Origin of the sequence: Winogradskyella bathintestinalis (assembly GCF_030407435.1) — a bacterium.
Classification (GTDB): Bacteria; Bacteroidota; Bacteroidia; order Flavobacteriales; family Flavobacteriaceae; genus Winogradskyella; species Winogradskyella bathintestinalis.
Genome location: NZ_JASDDK010000002.1, coordinates 452,132 through 468,516, shown reverse-complemented (window position 1 = coordinate 468,516; position 16,385 = coordinate 452,132). Strand labels below are relative to the sequence as shown.

Sequence of the window (16,385 nt, the reverse complement as noted above, 5' to 3'; positions counted from 1 at the left end):
AGTCCACGGTAAAATCATAAATAAATTTAGCCTTTTTTACAAAATTTTAAAGGTAAAATACTAACTCTAATTGTTACTTTTGCACAATGGTTTTAAGTAATTATACTAAGGAATTTAAATACAATCTCAAACTTGCATCACCAGTAATGCTAGGCATGCTTGGTCATACTTTTGTTAGTTTTGTAGATAACGTAATGGTAGGCCAATTGGGGGCTGCGGAATTAGCAGCGGTATCTTTGGGTAACAGTTTTATATTCATTGCTATGTCGTTGGGTATTGGATTTTCTACTGCAATTACTCCTTTAGTGGCCGAAGCCGATACGGAGAATAATTTCGAAAAAGGAAAATCAGTATTTAAGCATGGTCTTTTTCTCTGCACAATTTTAGGTCTAATATTATTTGTAATTCTGCTGTTTGCTAAGCCCCTAATGTACATTATGGATCAGCCAGAAGAAGTAGTAGATTTGGCCATTCCGTATTTAGATTTAGTCGCCTTTTCTTTAGTGCCATTAATAGTTTTTCAGGCATTTAAGCAATTTAGCGATGGTTTGTCCTTAACGAAGTATCCAATGTTTGCCACAATTGTAGCCAATGTGTTGAATGTCGCCATTAACTACGTACTTATTTTTGGGAAATTTGGTTTTCCTGAAATGGGTATTGTGGGTGCAGCGGTAGGAACTCTTGTGTCTCGTTTTGTTATGGTAGCTTATTTATGGTGGCTTCTCGCAAAGCGTAAAAAATCTAAAGCGTACGTTACAAATATTAAATTTTTCCAATTAAGAAAACAACCTTTAATAAAGTTAAGCAATTTGGGACTGCCGAGTGCAATGCAAATGTTTTTTGAAGTCGGAATTTTTACAGCTGCCATTTGGTTAAGTGGAACGCTCGGTGCCAATGCCCAAGCAGCAAATCAAATTGCACTGAATTTATCGTCTATGACTTTTATGGTTGCTACAGGCTTAAGCGTGGCTGCGATGGTTAGAGTTGGTAACCAAAAAGGGTTAAAAGATTTCAAAGCTTTAAAACGCATTGCAGAGTCCATCTTTTTTGTTGGTTTTATTTTTGCGGTAATTTTCGCTCTATTCTTTGTGGTTTTTCATACGTTTTTACCCGATTTATACGTCGATTTAGATGATCCTGAAAATGCTATGGATGCGGCAGAAGTAGTTTCTATTGCGTCTACACTTTTATTGGCTGCCGCGGTTTTTCAAATTAGTGATAGCCTTCAAGTTATTGCTTTGGGTGCTTTACGGGGTTTACAAGATGTTAAGATTCCAACTTTAATTACGTTTATTTCATATTGGGTTGTTGGCTTTCCTATTAGTTATTATCTAGGGAAAGAGGATGCCTATGGAAGTCTTGGTATTTGGATTGGCCTAATTCTCGCATTAAGTGTGGCTGCAATATTATTGTTTATTCGTTTTAATATTTTAACAAAGCGCCTAATTTTAAAGAATACTAAAGATTAAAAGTACTTTGAGTGCATCATGCTCATGTGGTCAATAGAACCTATAAATATTTAAAAGGATCTTGAAGTACTCACGTAGAATTAAAGAATAGAAAATTATAAGTACCTATAACTATAGACACTTTAAGTGTTTTACACCTATTAACTCAAATTCATTTATTATTTTTGTGGCTAGTAACTAAAGGTCTAAATACTTATATTTCTAGGTGCTTTTAATACTTTAAACTAACAACAAAACATGGAACTACCAAAATTCATACTAGGCGATAATACAGATTATCCAGAGGCAATTTTTATTATTCACACGGAATTTCCTCGTTTTATTATCAATCTCGAAAATGATGAGGTAGAATGGTTTGAAGAGTTCGACCAACATGATGAGAAAGAATTAGAAACAGAAACGGAGAACTATATTCAACAGGCCACGGATTTTTACGATAGGGAAATTGAGAGATACGACGATTAATGTTAGATCAAATTTTACAATACGATAAAGAGCTTTTTTTATATCTTAATAATTGGGGGTCAGAAACTTGGGATGATTTATGGCTAGTAATTACCTATAAGTTTTCGTCTATACCATTATATGCTACTTTATTATTCTTAATTTATAAGAGACTAGGTTGGAAAGCGTTATTGCTAATAGTTGTAATTATTGCCGCTATGATTACGTTTACTGACCAAATTACAAACGTATTCAAAGATACATTTCAACGTCCTAGGCCGTGTAGGGCAGAAGGCATAGTGGATTTAACACGTTTTATAGCTCCACGTTGTGGTAAATACGGATTTTTCTCTGGCCATGCTTCTAACTCCATGTCTACGGCCATTTTTGCAGGTTTGTTGCTAAAACCTTATTTTAAAAATTTAATATATCTTTTATTAGTTTGGAGTTTGGTAGTAGCTTACAGTCGTATTTATGTTGGAGTCCATTACCCTATTGATATTATTTGTGGATTAACATTTGGCGGATTGTCTGGATTTGGTTTTTTTAAATTGGCACAATATCTAATTAAGCGATTTTCATTGCAACAATAACCTTTGTTATTTTCGTGTCAGTTTATAGAGCTGATTCACTAGTCTCGATTTATAATCTCTCGCTGAAAAATTTAAATCGTAAGTGGCTATAAATTCAATAGTGTATAGCTTTGATAGTTCCTGTATATCTTCAGGCTTAGAGTCACTGGTTAATAGTCTAAATTCTGTTTCCTTTGGAATTATAATACCTTCTTTAGATTTTATACTCGGAATTTTATCACCATAACTATAAATAGCTTCAGGCGATATACCGTCTAACGTATAAAGAGATAAGCGATCTGCTGAAAGTTCAGAAAGCGGTCTATAGTTTTCTTGAGATTGAGTTTTCGCTAAAGGCAATGCCAAAAGACCAATACTTAGCATAAACACAACAACCAGATAAAACACAATTTTAATATTTTTTGCTTTGAGATGTTTCAAAATAAAAAAACCAATTAAAGCTAAAAGTAGACTCGTAATCGTAAATCTTACCCAAGTCGAGTCTGTAAATGAGGACGCTAAGAAGAAGCCAGAGACCCAGAATAGAATAGCAATTGTGCCAATTAATCCAAAATGAAAATAAACAGGAATAATTTCCTTTTTTGTCATTAAATGCTTGAATTCTCGAATTAAATAGTCAATATAAAACCCGATATTTATAGCTAACGGAAGTAATACTGGCATTAAATAACGCGATTTCTTTTCAGGGATAATAGACAAAAGTATCACTGCAAAGATTGTCCAATAAAAACTAAATTGATAAGCCTTTAAATTGGTTACTCGAGATTTAAGATAAGGATACAATAAACTGATAAAAGCGGGGACTGTCCATAAGCCACTCTGAATAAAGAAACTCCAATAGTAATAAAAAGGTCTCACATTATAACTGCTCCAATTAGAAGTTTCACGTTCCGCAATTCTGGTGAAAGTTTCAGGATCGGCAATTCTCACGTGAAAATACCACCAACCGCCTAAAACCAATCCGAAGATTAGCAGACTGATTAATTTTAAAAAGTGGATAGGTTTTCCTTTAAATTTAAAAACAATGCCATAGGTAATTATAAAAGGTAAAAACAATACATAAAGAGAAACAGGACCTTTAGATAATATAGAACCAGCTAAAAATATGACAAACAGTAAACTTCTTAAAATCACCGTTTTTTCGCTTTTGAACAAAATAAATAATTGATATAATGCCATAAGCATAAAGCCATGTGTGTAAATATCCCATGGGGCTTCTATGGTAATACCGATACAATAAAAAGACGTTAATACAATAAAACCATTTATTAAGCTGAGTGCTTTATTTAGTTCTAGCTTTTTAGAGATGAAATATATTGAAATTCCAATACTTGCTAAAAAGAGAAGTGCAGGCCAGCGTAGTGCTAAAACAGATTTTATACCAAATAGGTAACCGAACATGGCCGTAATCCATGTAGGTAAGGGTGGTTTTTGGTATCGAGCTTCCCCATTCATGGTAGTTAATATCCAATTGTTATCGGTAAGCATTTCTCTAGCCGAAATGAAATTACGCGCTTCCATTATAGTTACTGGAATGGAGTCTATGGTAAACCCTAACATTAAAATAACGAAAAGTAAAAGACTTACTACTGGCTGTTTTTCGATAAACTTAATCATTGTTCTTTCTGATTAAATACGCATTACGTGCATAAATTATCAGTCCGAATAAATGGCCGATAAATAATACAGGATCTTTTCTGAAAATGGCGTAGGTTAGTATTAATCCGGCTCCTACCAAACTGAGTATCCAAAATTCTAAGGGTAAACTAGATTCTTTTTTTCGCTCAGAATAAATCCATTGATAGACGAACCTTAAGGTAAAAACAACTTGGGCTACAATTCCCAATACTAATAACCAGTTCGGAATATCAGCATTTTTAAAGAGCAAATCAACATCAATTTTATTGTTGTTAAAGTAAAACAACACAATTAATATAGGAGCGAATACCAACAAATACTGAATTATTTTAGGGAATTTCTGCCATTGCCCTTGTAGTTGTAGATTTCGTATATAAATGAAATAGGTTAAACTCTGTCCCAACATAATAGCAAAATCTAAGCGTAAATAACCATAAATAAACAAGAGGAAGGATGCCATTAAACTTAATGTCCAAAATATTTTTGGAGTAATTACCTTTCCTTGTTTTTCTGAAGTTATCCACTGAATTATTAGCCGAGAAGAAAACAATATCTGAGCTAAAAATCCAATGCCGTAAATGAACCAATCTTTCATTTACTAGATTTAAACACTTCGTAATTAATATATTTTTTCTTCATCCATAGATAAGCAAAGCAATCCATAAGAGGACCAAGAAGGCGATTCCAAACTCCGAAATTCGCTGTACCAGCAAGTCGCGGAAAATGCTGAACAGGGATTTGTATCACCCGACCATTTTGCAACATCACCATTGCAGGTAAGAAGCGGTGTAGACCCCTAAACATTGGGATACGTTTAGCATAATCCGTTCTAATGACTTTAAGCGGACAACCCGTATCATCCATGCCATCGTGTGTAAATGTGCGTCTTATACCATTTGCAATTTTAGAGGACATATTTTTTACAAACGAATCTTTTCGGTTAGAGCGAACCCCTGTTACTAAGTGATAAGAATCTATATGCTCTAAAAGCTTATTAAAATCTTCTGGAGCTGTTTGCAAGTCAGAATCAATGTATCCCACCAATTCAGATTCAACGTAATCAAAACCAGCTTTTATAGCCGCGCTTAAACCTCTATTTTGTTTAAATAAAATGTATTGGAAAGCAGCGTTACGCTCACAAATAGATTCGATTAGTGCTTGACTATTATCGGAAGATCCATCATTAACAAAAAGTATAGAAGTAGGAACACTTGCGATTTCTAGATAATTAGAAAGTTCCGTTTCTACACGTTCTAAATTTGCTTCCTCATTATAAACAGGAACAATGATGGTAAACTTATACGTCATTAGTTATTTTCTTAGTCGGCACAAAAGTATTCTTTTTTATATTACAAAGAAAGTAAATACTCAGCAGCAGCGAAGGGGGTTGTTTTTCCAGTTTCAACCAGTTCAATTTGATTTTGTAAAGCTGTTTTTATTTCAGCAGAATTATAAAAGTTCGATTTTAAACGATCTTCAATTGTTTGAAGCAACCAAAACTTATTCTGGTTATTTCTATGGGATGTAAAATAATGGTTTGCTTTGGTAGTCTCGGTATATTCTTGAATCATAACCCAGACTTCAGAAATACCTTCGCGTTTTAAAGCACTACAAAGCGATACTTTTGGTGACCATTGTGAGGCTTTCTGAGGATATAAATGTAAAGCTCTATTGAATTCTACTTTAGCAGATTTTGCGGCTTTTATATTTTCGCCATCCGCTTTGTTAATCACAATGGCATCTGCCATTTCAATAATACCACGCTTAATGCCTTGCAGCTCATCACCAGCACCGGCTAATTTCAATAGCAAAAAGAAATCTACCATGCTATGAACGGCTGTTTCGCTTTGCCCAACACCGACCGTTTCGATAATAATTGTGTCAAACCCGGCCGCTTCGCACAAAATGATGGTTTCACGAGTTTTTCGGGCAACACCACCTAAAGACGTACCAGAAGGAGATGGTCTAATAAATGCCTTACTGTTTCTTACGAGATCTTCCATTCGGGTTTTATCTCCCAAAATACTGCCTTTGCTTAAACTACTACTTGGGTCTACCGCTAAGACTGCTACTTTATGACCTAATGAAGTGAGATGGATTCCGAATGCTTCAATAAAAGTGCTTTTTCCCACACCCGGTACTCCTGTTATTCCTATACGAATAGATTTATTCGCAAAGGGCAAACATTCAGTAATAATAGCATTTGCTTTTTTAGAATGCGAAGGATTGGTACTTTCTACGAAAGTAATTGCTCTACTTAGAGATGTTATATTTTCTGATGTAATACCTGAAACTAATTCAGCGACTGAAGGCTGTACTTTACGCTTCGCTTTTATTGATTTGGCAATATTAGGATTTAAACTGTTTGGTGATTCAACTCCGTCCTTTTCTTGCAAAGCAGATTTATATGTTTTGTTTTTCTTGGCCACACGTTTTAATCAATGGGTTACGGATTTATTTCCGAGTATTCTTTTATAGGAACTTCAATAAAAGTATCGTCCCAAGCCATGGTTAATTTTAAATTTCCCGTTTTGTTATCAAAGGCAATCGTAAACTTTTCTGCGATTTCGTCTAATTGCTGTGTTGGAACTTCAAGGTCTAGGGCATCAAAATTCGGATCCCACATAGGTTCCATTTTTTCATTAACACCCCATTCATATTGCTTGGAATTTAACATTACTTTCCACGTATCTTTCATGGGTACAGTCCAAATAGTATATTTTCCTTTTTTTAGCCTAATGCCATCTATTAAAAGATCTTTGTTGGTTTCAAACGTAGTGGCTTCGTTGGCACCAGTTCGCCAAACTTTATCAAAGGGAACCAGAGCGCCAAAGACTTCACGTTCGCGTTTAGAAGGTCTGTTGTATTCTACCGTCAATTTTAAATCGTTAAGTGCGATTTCCGCAGAATCCTTAGGACTCAATCGTTCGGAAAAAATGTTTTCAACAAATACAGAATATATAAGTAAGCCTATAGCCAAAATAGACAAGACAATGAGGAGGCGTTTTAGCATAATTAACCTTAAGAGATTTTAGTTTAAAATTTCACAAACTTAGGTGTTTAAGAATTAAAGATAATTGAAATCTCTAACTTTATATATACAAACGCCGAATTTTAAGCAAATCTTATAATGTGTTGTTGTTTTTAATAGAAAGCTATGACCACAAATACATATCAGAAATTTTTAAATACTACAGCATTCGCTTACAGAACGCAATTATCATGTAGAAAATAAAGATTGCAAGTGGCATTAAAATAAGATTTTTCGCTTCTCATTTTTTTCTTCTCATTTCTTTAAGATAGTTTACTATTTTTAAAGAAATTTTATTTTTTATGTCTGTTTCAAATTTTGAAGGTTTTTTAAAGTCATTCAAACCGCATCCATTAGTCGATTCTAGTATATCACCAAGTGATTTTATTCACATTAATTTATCACTACATAATTTTAATTTAAGTGCCGTAGATATTTCTTCATCCAACGAATTGCAGCAATTTATTTGGAAGTATATAGCAATACACCAAGCTAAAGTAGCCTATGGCGGATATCTAGAGCAGCGAGGCATTTACCGACGTAGCACATATTTCAACCGAACGAATCATGAAACAGAACGAAATATTCACTTAGGTTTAGATTTATGGTCTGAAGCCAATACACCAATTTTTGCACCCTTAAATGGTACTATTCATAGTTTTAAAAACAATACCAATCACGGTGGTTATGGGCCGACTATTATTTTGAAACACGACATAAATGATGTAGTATTTTACACATTATATGGTCATTTGAGTTTAGAATCTCTATGGCAATTAGAAGTTGGAGTAGAAGTAAAGCAGGGAGAACAAATAGCAACTTTAGGAACTGCAGAAGTGAATGGGGACTACCCACCACATTTACATTTTCAGATTATAAGGGATATTCAGAATTACAAAGGTGATTACCCTGGCGTATGTTCAAAACAAGGTATTGAGTTTTACAAACAAAATTGTCCTGATCCTAATTTGCTTTTAAAAATATAAAAAGAAAACTACGAATATGATATTCTCGTATGTATAAGTATGAGACTAACGTTAATCAGTTTACTCTTTTTGCTTCCCATCGGTCTATTGGCACAAAAAATAGATAATACCATTTCATTTCGCCATATCGAAAAAGATGGCTATTTCAGGTTTCATTACGATAATGATTACTTTGCGGCCACAGATGAAAATTATACCCAAGGCTACAATATTGAATTGGTTTTACCGTGTTTAATAAAAAATCCTATCAATTATATTTTTTTTAAACCAGAAGAATCGTTCATCAAATATGGACTTTCTATAGAACATATTGGGTTTACCCCAAACGATTATGAGCGTGAAACCATACAATTTGGAGACCGACCTTTTGCTTCAGCCATTATGTTAAATAGTTTTACCGTAGCGACTGATACGATCCGTAAAATTAGGAGGTCTCAAACTATGAGTTTAGGGATAATTGGTCCTGCAGCTTTCGGTAAGGAAATGCAAGTAGGCATTCATGAAGCTACAGGAAATAAAATTCCCATGGGTTGGGATAATCAGATTAAAAATGATCTGGTACTAAATTACAGTATTGAATATGAAAAACAACTGTATAAACATCGAAATCTATTTGGATTTCAAGGCAGCGCTTCGGCACAAGTGGGCACCTTGTATACCAATGTATCTGTAGGTTTTAATGTGCAATTAGGTGTTTTAAATTCTGCATTTGATCATTTAGAAAATAAAAGAAAATTCCAAGTTTACTTTTACGGACAACCTAGGTGGAGTGCGATTGGTTATGATGCCACATTGCAAGGTGGTTTGCTCAATAATAAAAGTCCTTATACAATCTCTTCTCAAAACTTAGAGCGCTTTACGGCACAATATAATTATGGTATAGTGGTAAAAACGAAAACGCTTTATTTTGAATATATGAGATCAGCCATCACCAAAGAATTCAATTCGGGTTCGTCTGCAAAATGGGGTGGTATTAGAATTGGATTTACATTGTAATTTGTTTTTGAGCTAAAGTTTTTCCAATTAAGAATCCGGCAATAGCTAATAATCCATCAGATATGGTGAACCACAACTCTTTCGGTAACATAATAATGTTAAAACAGGTTGCAGCGAGCATCAACAAACCAACAATGAATGAGGGTATCATACTTTGTTTAGATATTTTTACGGCTGCAAACATTCCGACAATAATCCCCACAAAATGAGCAATCACTACAAAAATTTTAGAACCGATAGGTATTTTATCCATATTATGTTTGAGCCACTCCATGTCCATGGCATTCGCACCATCAGGAAGTGGAAATAAATTATGACCTATAAGGGATTCAATGATATAAACCGTTAGAGATGCAACAATAAATCCAACGATGGTTGCTAAAATGTTTTTCATGTTTTTTTACTGATTTGTTAGGGATTTCAAGGTAAGAAAAAATAATTATAGGTTTTTATAGTACCCATGTGAATCAAATTTTTTGCTTTGGATAAAATAAGTTGATTTAGAGTAGTATTGTCATTAGCTTTTGTTAATGATTTGATTTAATGCTATTTTTAAAAGCCATAAAATATCAGTTTAAACTAAAATAGGATGACAAAAACAGTATTTCGAATTTTTGATTTAATCAAAAAGGGAGAACTAAAATTCATGATTAATGGTATACTTAAGCGGATTTTGTCAACTAATAAAGCCTTCGGTTTAAAACGAGATCTCAATGTGACTTTTCAAAACCCTGAAGCGCAAATAATTATAAATATAAGGCCTTTTGTTGCAAAAGACAATGAGCATTTTGTAATGGATTTGCAAAATGATGGACTTGTAGATTTCGATATTCCTAATTGTTATGTGGCGACTACTACTGAAGATATTCCTTGTTTTAGACAATGGCTTATTGGTCCTAAACAAAAGAAAAGCATTAAAGAATTTTGGGGTGGAGCTTTCCCAGTATTACAAGATGATGAATTGTTATTAGAAGGTGGTTTCACCGTTCCTAGTTACCGACGTATGGGGATTATGCCATCCGCAATTGCCAAAATTGTAGATAAAAGGCCAAATCTAAATATGAGATGGGTAATAACATTTGTAGGTATAGAAAATATTGCATCTTTAAAAGGTATAGCGCGCTCGGGTTTTGAGCCTTATGTGCTTAGAACCGAAAAATGGTTTTTGTTTAAGCGATCTGTTACTTTTCATGAGATACCAGAACATTTAATGATAAATTATACAAAAACTGTTCTGAAAGCCTAGCATATAATACTGATTCCACCATCTTTAATTATTTTCTATTGTTGTTATGAGCAACAGAATTATTGCTTATCACGTTTCATTTTTCGTAATTTTCTATTACTTAATCTCACTTTAACTTTAATATCACGATGCTTCTCTTTTTCTTCAGTTTTATCTTGAATCATTTGTAAAAAGAACTTAGCACCTGCATTTTCATAACTTGTCTTTTCAGGTAAATTAATACCATCCTTACTTTTTAAATTTTTCCATGGCAAGGCTAACCATATATTCATATATTCATCAAATTTGAATTCACCTTCAGCAAATAAATGGAGGGCAGACGATTGAATCTCAGTTCTAGGAATAATAAGTACTCCATTTTTGATTTCAAATGTTTGAATTATGGGTCTAAAAGTTAATTTTTCAAAACGTTCGTCTTTCATTAAAAACGACTTATTCATTATGGGTTTATAATTGTAAAGTTCTAAACCAGATAAGTTTATGTGAATTTTACCATTTAGCGAATTAATATTTAATTTACCATCATTATTTAATAGTCCCGTAGCGTCCAAATTGAAATTTAGGTTACCTTCTATTTTATCTGTATTTCTCAGAGGCTCATCATTAAAATAATTGAACCTAGTGGCCAGTTCGTTAAGGTTAATAGCGTTTGTTTGCATTGCTATATTAATGGGAATATTGGTTTCATTATTAGTGCCGACATCCACATTCATAGTTAACGATCCTCCATAAAAATTAAGTTGTGTGTTTTTAATTTTAAAATCCCCTTGTTTAGTGAACGAGAGATTAGATCCGAACTCAGTCAAATTCAAATCGTTATGTTTAAGTGTGTCAATCTTTACGTTTACTGTAGGGTAGAATGACGAATTAATTCCAATTAAGGCTGACTTTAATTTTTGAATAGTAAATTTACTATCGCTCGATTTTTTTTGTTGCGATGAGGATTTTGCTAAAAATTCTTTAATATCCGCTGAATTTAAATACGGAGAATAAATTGAAAAATAAGAACTTCGGGTTTCATCTTCTATAGCGTTATTAATAAAATTAGAAAAATGCTTAATAGAGCCCGAGAAAAATACGGAACTTTTACCAGGTAAATCGATATCTAAGCGCTCTAGTCTTGCCGTGTCATCATTGATTTCAATATGTAAACTATCTACAGGTATTCCCAGTGAGGCCGCTTTATAATCTACTAATGCTCTACTAATTTTTAAGTCCCCATATCCTTTAGTATTTAGAATGTTAAGATTTTCAGATTGTGCTTTGTAGTGCCCGTTGAACTCAAAATCACCAGATTTAAAAATAAAGTTTTTCGATTTTAAATAGGCGTTTAAATCTTCGGATTTGCCTTTCGCATTAATCACAAAATCTAAGTCAAAAGGGTTTTTTCTTAACGAATCTTGCTGCTTGGTGAACGCACTAACCTTACCGCGAATGTTAGCTGTAGATTGGTTATAATCAAGGTTTAAATGCCTTAATTTAAGGATGGAATCGTTTTCAAAATAAACAAGTGCTTTGACATTTTTTGTAGTTAAATCTTGATATTTAATGGAGTCAACCGCTAATTCTATTTCTGGACTAAATTTATTTATGTCCTTAAAAAGCCGATATAAGTTGCGTTTAACTTTATCGCGCTTGTTATTGTCTTTTAATGACTCAACGGTAGTTAACCATGAATTACTATCAATAAAAGGTGCGGTAATTTTTAAAAAAATGGCACCTTTTTTTTGCTCCTTGTCAATTAAAAAACTTGGGTAATTCTTAATGTCTCCTTTTAGTTTCAACGGATAAAGTTCTCCAATTTCTAAATTGAATTTTTTTAGTAGCATATCAGATTTATCAACAAAGAGCGCTAAAGAATCGACATCGATATCGAGTTTTGCAGGTTCGTAATAGAGCTTAGTTTTAAGTAAAGTGAAATCGCCTTGTGCAGAGTTTAGCAATTCCCTCACATGTCTTACGTTCCCTTTAACATGGCCTTCAAATCCATAATTCCCAGAGACAAACTTGAAAAGTTGAATGTCAAATAGTTTTTGAAAAACTGTAATGTTGCCCTGCGATGTAGCTTTAGCATTAATATAAATAGCATCTTTTAATTTACTTTCTGTTTCAGGAACAATAATGCTACCTTCTAAGTTTGTTTTGGTCTCCAAATAATTGAAATCAAAATTTTTCAATTGAATGGTTTTAGAGTTGACTAAATCTATTTGAGTTTTTAAATTGTTTATTGTGATGTCTTTATAAGTTAAAGCATCAACATTGATATTAAAACTAGGATGAAATTGGGTGTAAACGGCATCTAAGGTTTCATGTAGGTTTTTACGATCATCGATTTTTTTATCAGATTTTGGTATAAATTGTTTTGATAATGAAATTATGTCGTCGATATTTAGTTTTTTAGAGTTAAGTAATATATTGCTCGTGGTTGGTTTATCAGGATTTTTAGCTAAAAGTCCAGAACTATTTGTTAGTTGCCCCTTTAGAACTAAGTCCTCACCATTAGGAAAATTGACGATTAATTTACGTAATGTGGAATGCGCTCTCTCTAAATCTAGATCTATAATCTCAATAGGCAATTGTAAACCGTTTTTTCTAAGAATGACTTGCGTATCTTTTAATTTAAAATTGCCGGTTGCCTTATTAATAAACTGACGCGCATCTGGTATGTCCCCAGAAACGACAGCTTTTAATTGAAAAGTTCCTCCTTTAAAATCAAAATTGTCGGTTTCAATTAATTTTGCCAATGCTTCATTGCTTCCTGCTAAATTGATATTTGCTTCTATGAAATTTAAAATTTCTGGAGTACTTTGTAAATAGGCATTATTAATACTAACGTCAATATCATCTATATTCGCATCAAAAGTATTGAAGGTTATTTTAAAATCTTTGGTTGACTTTAAAGCACGACGTAAGCTATCCGTTGGATAAATATTATTAGTGAGGTGACCATTAAAAATAACATTTTTAAGATGTATTTTATTATCGATTGCAACGTTATTTTTATTCGTAGAAAAATCTAATTCAATATCTGGATTGCTGCCATAGGCAAATTTCCCGAAGAGTTTAAGGTTGGTATTTATGGGGTTTTGAAAATTGTATTTTTTTATTTCGGTAGACAAATTATTAGGCAATAAGTTTTTAGTCGCTTCAAAATCAGTTTCGGAATTTTCAAGATTAAATTCATATTGGTTGGAGTCTACAAGATCAAAATTTGCACTTAAATTAAATACTTGCTTATCAACTTTAAATAAAAATTTGGGTACGTTAATAATATCGTTTTCTAAATCGATTTTAAATTTCGGATGTCCAGAAACACGAGCTCCGTTAAAATAACTGCCTTTCTTGGTGTTAAAACCAAGATTATTAACGGTAATATTCATTTTTAAGTTGCCGTTGAGCTCTAATTCATCTCCGTTATATGAACCCTCAATTGTATGAATATCTATATTAAAATACTTATCTAACATAGAATCTTTAGTTATGTATTTTACATTGTTCAGTAAAAATGTAGCGCCATTGTCATGTAGCCATTCTGGCATTTGAATACCCTTACGGTTACTATTTTCTTTGTCTTTTTTTAACTGTTCATGGTAGGCTAACGATCTTTTAGAAATGACCTCTGAAGAGATAACCGCATTTTTTATAACGATATTCTCAAATTTAATGTTTCCGCGTAATAAATTTGCAGCTCCAATAACTAGTTTAGCTTCCTCAATTTTTACGCTCGAAAATTTATCTGATATTGTATCTACATTAGTTTGTTCAATGTCTTTTAAGGTAAAGCCCACGTTTGGGAAGTCGCTAATAAAGCTGGCATTCACTTTGCTAATGATTAAAGTACCAGAGTTATTTTCACTATACCACTCTTGTAAAACATCTAGAATCGTATTCCTATTAAACCAACCTATGGTAAAAAGAACAGTAGGTACCAAGATAATAACCAATAAGACAGCAAAAGCCCGCTTACGCCATTTGCGGTAATTGGATTTATTGTTCTTAGGTTTTGGGGTGTCCAAAGTAGAATTTTATGGGAAATTAAGAAGAATATTTGAATTGAAAATATAACGGTTAAAATACTTTCGCAAGTATTCAATCGGAAAAACTTGAAGTATCTATAAGTGATGTGAATATAATATAGCTCTTCTTAACCTATCTCTAGTAATTTAATCATGTCATTGCTATTAAGTCTAAGTATACTAAACCTCCATTTGCAATTTTTTATGGAAATAAACTCAATCAATTAAACTCAATTTTTCTACGTCAACTATATTGATATATAATGTTTAGAATTAAAAAGTGTTTAATTGAATGAGTATTCAGCTACAATCACTCGTCTATTAGAGTAATTTTTTATTCGACTTACTTAATACCTAGGCATTAATTATTTCTCTTCATCAGCTAAAGGAGAAATCATAATATGCGCTCTATGCGTTCCAGGATTCATAATCCAAGGATGATTTGAAGCAACTGGCGCTTCAGGTAAGCCCGTAGATTCCGCTGTAGCCCATGGTAGGTACACCACATAACGGAGTTGTGCTTTATCTACTTTAGATGTTTTAGGATTATATTCAGTGTTTGGTCCGGAGTAGATGTGTAACGTCGCTCCAGTCGTGATATCAAATTTACCAGCTTTCATTTCTTCCTCGCGAATATCAAATATTTCTTGATGTTTCTTTCCTTCCGCCTTTAAGGTTCTTCCTCTAGCCATAAAGGGCTCTAGGTCTTTGTGGTAACAAGCAGCACTAAATCCTTCTTTATTGGGATCGTCTGCAAGAACAATAAATTCATTGTCACCTTCTTTTAAGGTAACAAATTCGCCAGCCATATTGTAACCAATTACTTTACAATTTTCTCGACTTGCTTCTGGTGCAGCCATCAATGCGGTTGCAATTAGGGCATCGTTTGTATCAATAGGTTTTAAGTTTTTATTGACCTCTTTAACCACGCTTTTTTCTGTCGTTTCTCTGTCTTGGGCTTCCGCTGTGGTTGTTTGTGTTTTTTCATTTGAATTACAGGATAATAATACTCCTGTAAGAACTATTGTTTTAAATAAATGTTTCATGTTTACGTGTTGTTTTTTAGTTAACTGTTAAATTTAAGTCGTTTTCTTTTTTTACAAAATAGGTTACATAAATTAAGATTAAGAAAGGTATAATGACCATTCCACTAACAAAATTAAGGAGCGAATTCCATTCCGTTAATTCATGTCCGCCTTTAGCGATTAGGAGCATTTCACCCAAAGGGCCTTGAGAAAAAATGGTGTTATGAATAAAATTCCAGCCTAAGTGAAGCCCAAACGGTAGCAAAATCGATTTGGTTTTATAAAAAGCTAGAGCCCAAGCATAACCCATTACACCAGTTCCAATGAAAATTAAAACCATGGCCACTACATTCCCTATCACTCCCAAAGAGAACCAATGATAAACCCCAAATGCAATTGCCGAAATTAGCAAACTCTTATTTGACCCAATTTTCTGAATTAAAATATATAGTAAAGCTCCTCTAAAAATCAGTTCTTCAGTCAGTACAGATTTAAAATCCCACCAAAATGAATGTAGAATGGTTTGACTTAGAATCGCCTTATTGAAAATCCAATCTGAAGATTTTAAATAGGCCTCTAAATATTGAATAAGAATACAGCACACTGCACTAATTAAAAATCCTATGGAGAATTGTTTTAATCGTTTTGGAACAGGACACATTCCTAGAACTACTAATGTCTTCTTTTCAATTAGACGCAAAAGCAACCACGAAATGGCAATTGCAATTAAGATTCCTAACATTTAGTGGTTGTTTTAAATTGGCTGAACTATTTTTAAAGTTACTAAAATCTATGGACTTCTATTAAATTAAGTTTGAATTACAATAATGAATAAAAAATTAATAGTGCTTCTTTACGAATTCCACAAACTCGGTTTTGGCCACCGCTTCATCATATTTTATAAAAAAATCCTGATGGGTTACATCAGGATTTTAATATTA

15 protein-coding genes are annotated in these 16,385 nt (G+C 33.1%); 6 read left to right on the top strand and 9 right to left on the bottom strand.

The window, feature by feature from the left end:
- Nucleotides 1-86 precede the first annotated feature (86 nt).
- The 3 genes from QMA06_RS07035 to QMA06_RS07025 all read left to right on the top strand — a co-directional run bounded on the left by QMA06_RS07035 (nt 87) and on the right by QMA06_RS07025 (nt 2,506).
- Entirely contained in the window at nt 87-1,469 is a 1,383-nt protein-coding gene (locus QMA06_RS07035) for an MATE family efflux transporter (RefSeq protein ID WP_290206162.1), read from the top strand.
- Between the two features lie 237 nt (nt 1,470-1,706).
- A complete protein-coding gene (locus QMA06_RS07030) occupies nt 1,707-1,934 on the top strand; it encodes a hypothetical protein (RefSeq protein WP_290206161.1) in 228 nt (75 codons plus the stop codon).
- The gene (locus QMA06_RS07025) at nt 1,934-2,506 is read left to right on the top strand and encodes a phosphatase PAP2 family protein (protein WP_290206160.1); all 573 of its coding nucleotides are present in this window, start codon (nt 1,934-1,936) and stop codon (nt 2,504-2,506) included. The genes QMA06_RS07030 and QMA06_RS07025 overlap by 1 nt, the downstream gene beginning before the upstream one ends.
- A gap of 6 nt (nt 2,507-2,512) precedes the next feature.
- Here QMA06_RS07025 and QMA06_RS07020 read toward each other — a convergent pair whose 3' ends face one another.
- The 5 genes from QMA06_RS07020 to QMA06_RS07000 are packed head-to-tail and all read right to left on the bottom strand — an operon-like array spanning nt 2,513 to nt 7,157.
- Nucleotides 2,513-4,123: an ArnT family glycosyltransferase gene (locus tag QMA06_RS07020; protein ID WP_290206159.1), complete on the bottom strand. Its 1,611-nt coding sequence runs from the start codon at nt 4,121-4,123 to the stop codon at nt 2,513-2,515.
- The gene (locus QMA06_RS07015) at nt 4,116-4,739 is read right to left on the bottom strand and encodes a lipid-A-disaccharide synthase N-terminal domain-containing protein (RefSeq protein WP_290206158.1); all 624 of its coding nucleotides are present in this window, start codon (nt 4,737-4,739) and stop codon (nt 4,116-4,118) included. The genes QMA06_RS07020 and QMA06_RS07015 overlap by 8 nt, the downstream gene beginning before the upstream one ends.
- Complete coding sequence (locus QMA06_RS07010; protein WP_290206157.1) at nt 4,736-5,452, bottom strand: glycosyltransferase family 2 protein; 717 nt, start codon at nt 5,450-5,452, stop codon at nt 4,736-4,738. Before QMA06_RS07010 ends, QMA06_RS07015 begins: the two co-directional genes overlap by 4 nt.
- Nucleotides 5,453-5,493: 41 nt before the next feature.
- The gene (meaB, locus tag QMA06_RS07005; RefSeq protein WP_290206156.1) at nt 5,494-6,573 is read right to left on the bottom strand and encodes a methylmalonyl Co-A mutase-associated GTPase MeaB; all 1,080 of its coding nucleotides are present in this window, start codon (nt 6,571-6,573) and stop codon (nt 5,494-5,496) included.
- Between the two features lie 17 nt (nt 6,574-6,590).
- The gene (locus QMA06_RS07000; protein ID WP_290206155.1) at nt 6,591-7,157 is read right to left on the bottom strand and encodes a DUF2911 domain-containing protein; all 567 of its coding nucleotides are present in this window, start codon (nt 7,155-7,157) and stop codon (nt 6,591-6,593) included.
- Between the two features lie 320 nt (nt 7,158-7,477).
- Between QMA06_RS07000 and QMA06_RS06995 the strand changes: the two genes are divergently transcribed.
- Nucleotides 7,478-8,161, top strand: a complete 684-nt coding sequence (locus QMA06_RS06995) for a peptidoglycan DD-metalloendopeptidase family protein (RefSeq protein ID WP_290206154.1) — start codon at nt 7,478-7,480, stop codon at nt 8,159-8,161.
- 39 nt (nt 8,162-8,200) lie between these two features.
- Nucleotides 8,201-9,157 carry a lipid A deacylase LpxR family protein gene (locus tag QMA06_RS06990; protein ID WP_290206153.1) on the top strand — a complete coding sequence of 319 codons (957 nt, stop codon included), beginning with the start codon at nt 8,201-8,203 and terminating at the stop codon, nt 9,155-9,157.
- Here QMA06_RS06990 and QMA06_RS06985 read toward each other — a convergent pair.
- Nucleotides 9,147-9,551, bottom strand: coding sequence for a hypothetical protein (locus QMA06_RS06985; protein WP_290206152.1), 405 nt, complete (start codon nt 9,549-9,551; stop codon nt 9,147-9,149). The two genes, QMA06_RS06990 and QMA06_RS06985, sit on opposite strands and share 11 nt — an antisense overlap.
- Before the next feature lie 195 nt (nt 9,552-9,746).
- Here QMA06_RS06985 and QMA06_RS06980 point away from each other — a divergent pair, with 195 nt between their 5' ends.
- Nucleotides 9,747-10,403: a hypothetical protein gene (locus QMA06_RS06980; RefSeq protein ID WP_290206151.1), complete on the top strand. Its 657-nt coding sequence runs from the start codon at nt 9,747-9,749 to the stop codon at nt 10,401-10,403.
- A 59-nt stretch (nt 10,404-10,462) separates the two neighbouring features.
- Here QMA06_RS06980 and QMA06_RS06975 read toward each other — a convergent pair whose 3' ends face one another.
- The 3 genes from QMA06_RS06975 to QMA06_RS06965 all read right to left on the bottom strand — a co-directional run bounded on the left by QMA06_RS06975 (nt 10,463) and on the right by QMA06_RS06965 (nt 16,186).
- The gene (locus tag QMA06_RS06975) at nt 10,463-14,419 is read right to left on the bottom strand and encodes an AsmA family protein (protein WP_290206150.1); all 3,957 of its coding nucleotides are present in this window, start codon (nt 14,417-14,419) and stop codon (nt 10,463-10,465) included.
- Nucleotides 14,420-14,784: 365 nt separating this feature from the next.
- Nucleotides 14,785-15,465 (bottom strand): hypothetical protein, encoded by a 681-nt coding sequence (locus QMA06_RS06970; protein ID WP_290206149.1) that lies wholly within the window; start codon nt 15,463-15,465, stop codon nt 14,785-14,787.
- 16 nt (nt 15,466-15,481) lie between these two features.
- Nucleotides 15,482-16,186, bottom strand: coding sequence for a CPBP family intramembrane glutamic endopeptidase (locus QMA06_RS06965; RefSeq protein WP_290206148.1), 705 nt, complete (start codon nt 16,184-16,186; stop codon nt 15,482-15,484).
- Nucleotides 16,187-16,385: the final 199 nt, after the last annotated feature.

Coding starts and splice junctions, on each gene's coding strand:
- QMA06_RS06995 (WP_290206154.1), top strand. CDS start 7,478: ATGTCTGTTTCAAATTTTGAAGGTTTTTTAAAGTCATTCAAACCGCAT.
- QMA06_RS06990 (WP_290206153.1), top strand. CDS start 8,201: ATGAGACTAACGTTAATCAGTTTACTCTTTTTGCTTCCCATCGGTCTA.
- QMA06_RS07000 (WP_290206155.1), bottom strand. CDS start 7,157: ATGCTAAAACGCCTCCTCATTGTCTTGTCTATTTTGGCTATAGGCTTA.
- QMA06_RS06970 (WP_290206149.1), bottom strand. CDS start 15,465: ATGAAACATTTATTTAAAACAATAGTTCTTACAGGAGTATTATTATCC.
- QMA06_RS07015 (WP_290206158.1), bottom strand. CDS start 4,739: ATGAAAGATTGGTTCATTTACGGCATTGGATTTTTAGCTCAGATATTG.
- QMA06_RS06965 (WP_290206148.1), bottom strand. CDS start 16,186: ATGTTAGGAATCTTAATTGCAATTGCCATTTCGTGGTTGCTTTTGCGT.
- QMA06_RS06985 (WP_290206152.1), bottom strand. CDS start 9,551: ATGAAAAACATTTTAGCAACCATCGTTGGATTTATTGTTGCATCTCTA.
- QMA06_RS07010 (WP_290206157.1), bottom strand. CDS start 5,452: ATGACGTATAAGTTTACCATCATTGTTCCTGTTTATAATGAGGAAGCA.
- QMA06_RS07035 (WP_290206162.1), top strand. CDS start 87: ATGGTTTTAAGTAATTATACTAAGGAATTTAAATACAATCTCAAACTT.
- QMA06_RS07020 (WP_290206159.1), bottom strand. CDS start 4,123: ATGATTAAGTTTATCGAAAAACAGCCAGTAGTAAGTCTTTTACTTTTC.
- QMA06_RS07030 (WP_290206161.1), top strand. CDS start 1,707: ATGGAACTACCAAAATTCATACTAGGCGATAATACAGATTATCCAGAG.
- QMA06_RS07025 (WP_290206160.1), top strand. CDS start 1,934: ATGTTAGATCAAATTTTACAATACGATAAAGAGCTTTTTTTATATCTT.
- QMA06_RS06980 (WP_290206151.1), top strand. CDS start 9,747: ATGACAAAAACAGTATTTCGAATTTTTGATTTAATCAAAAAGGGAGAA.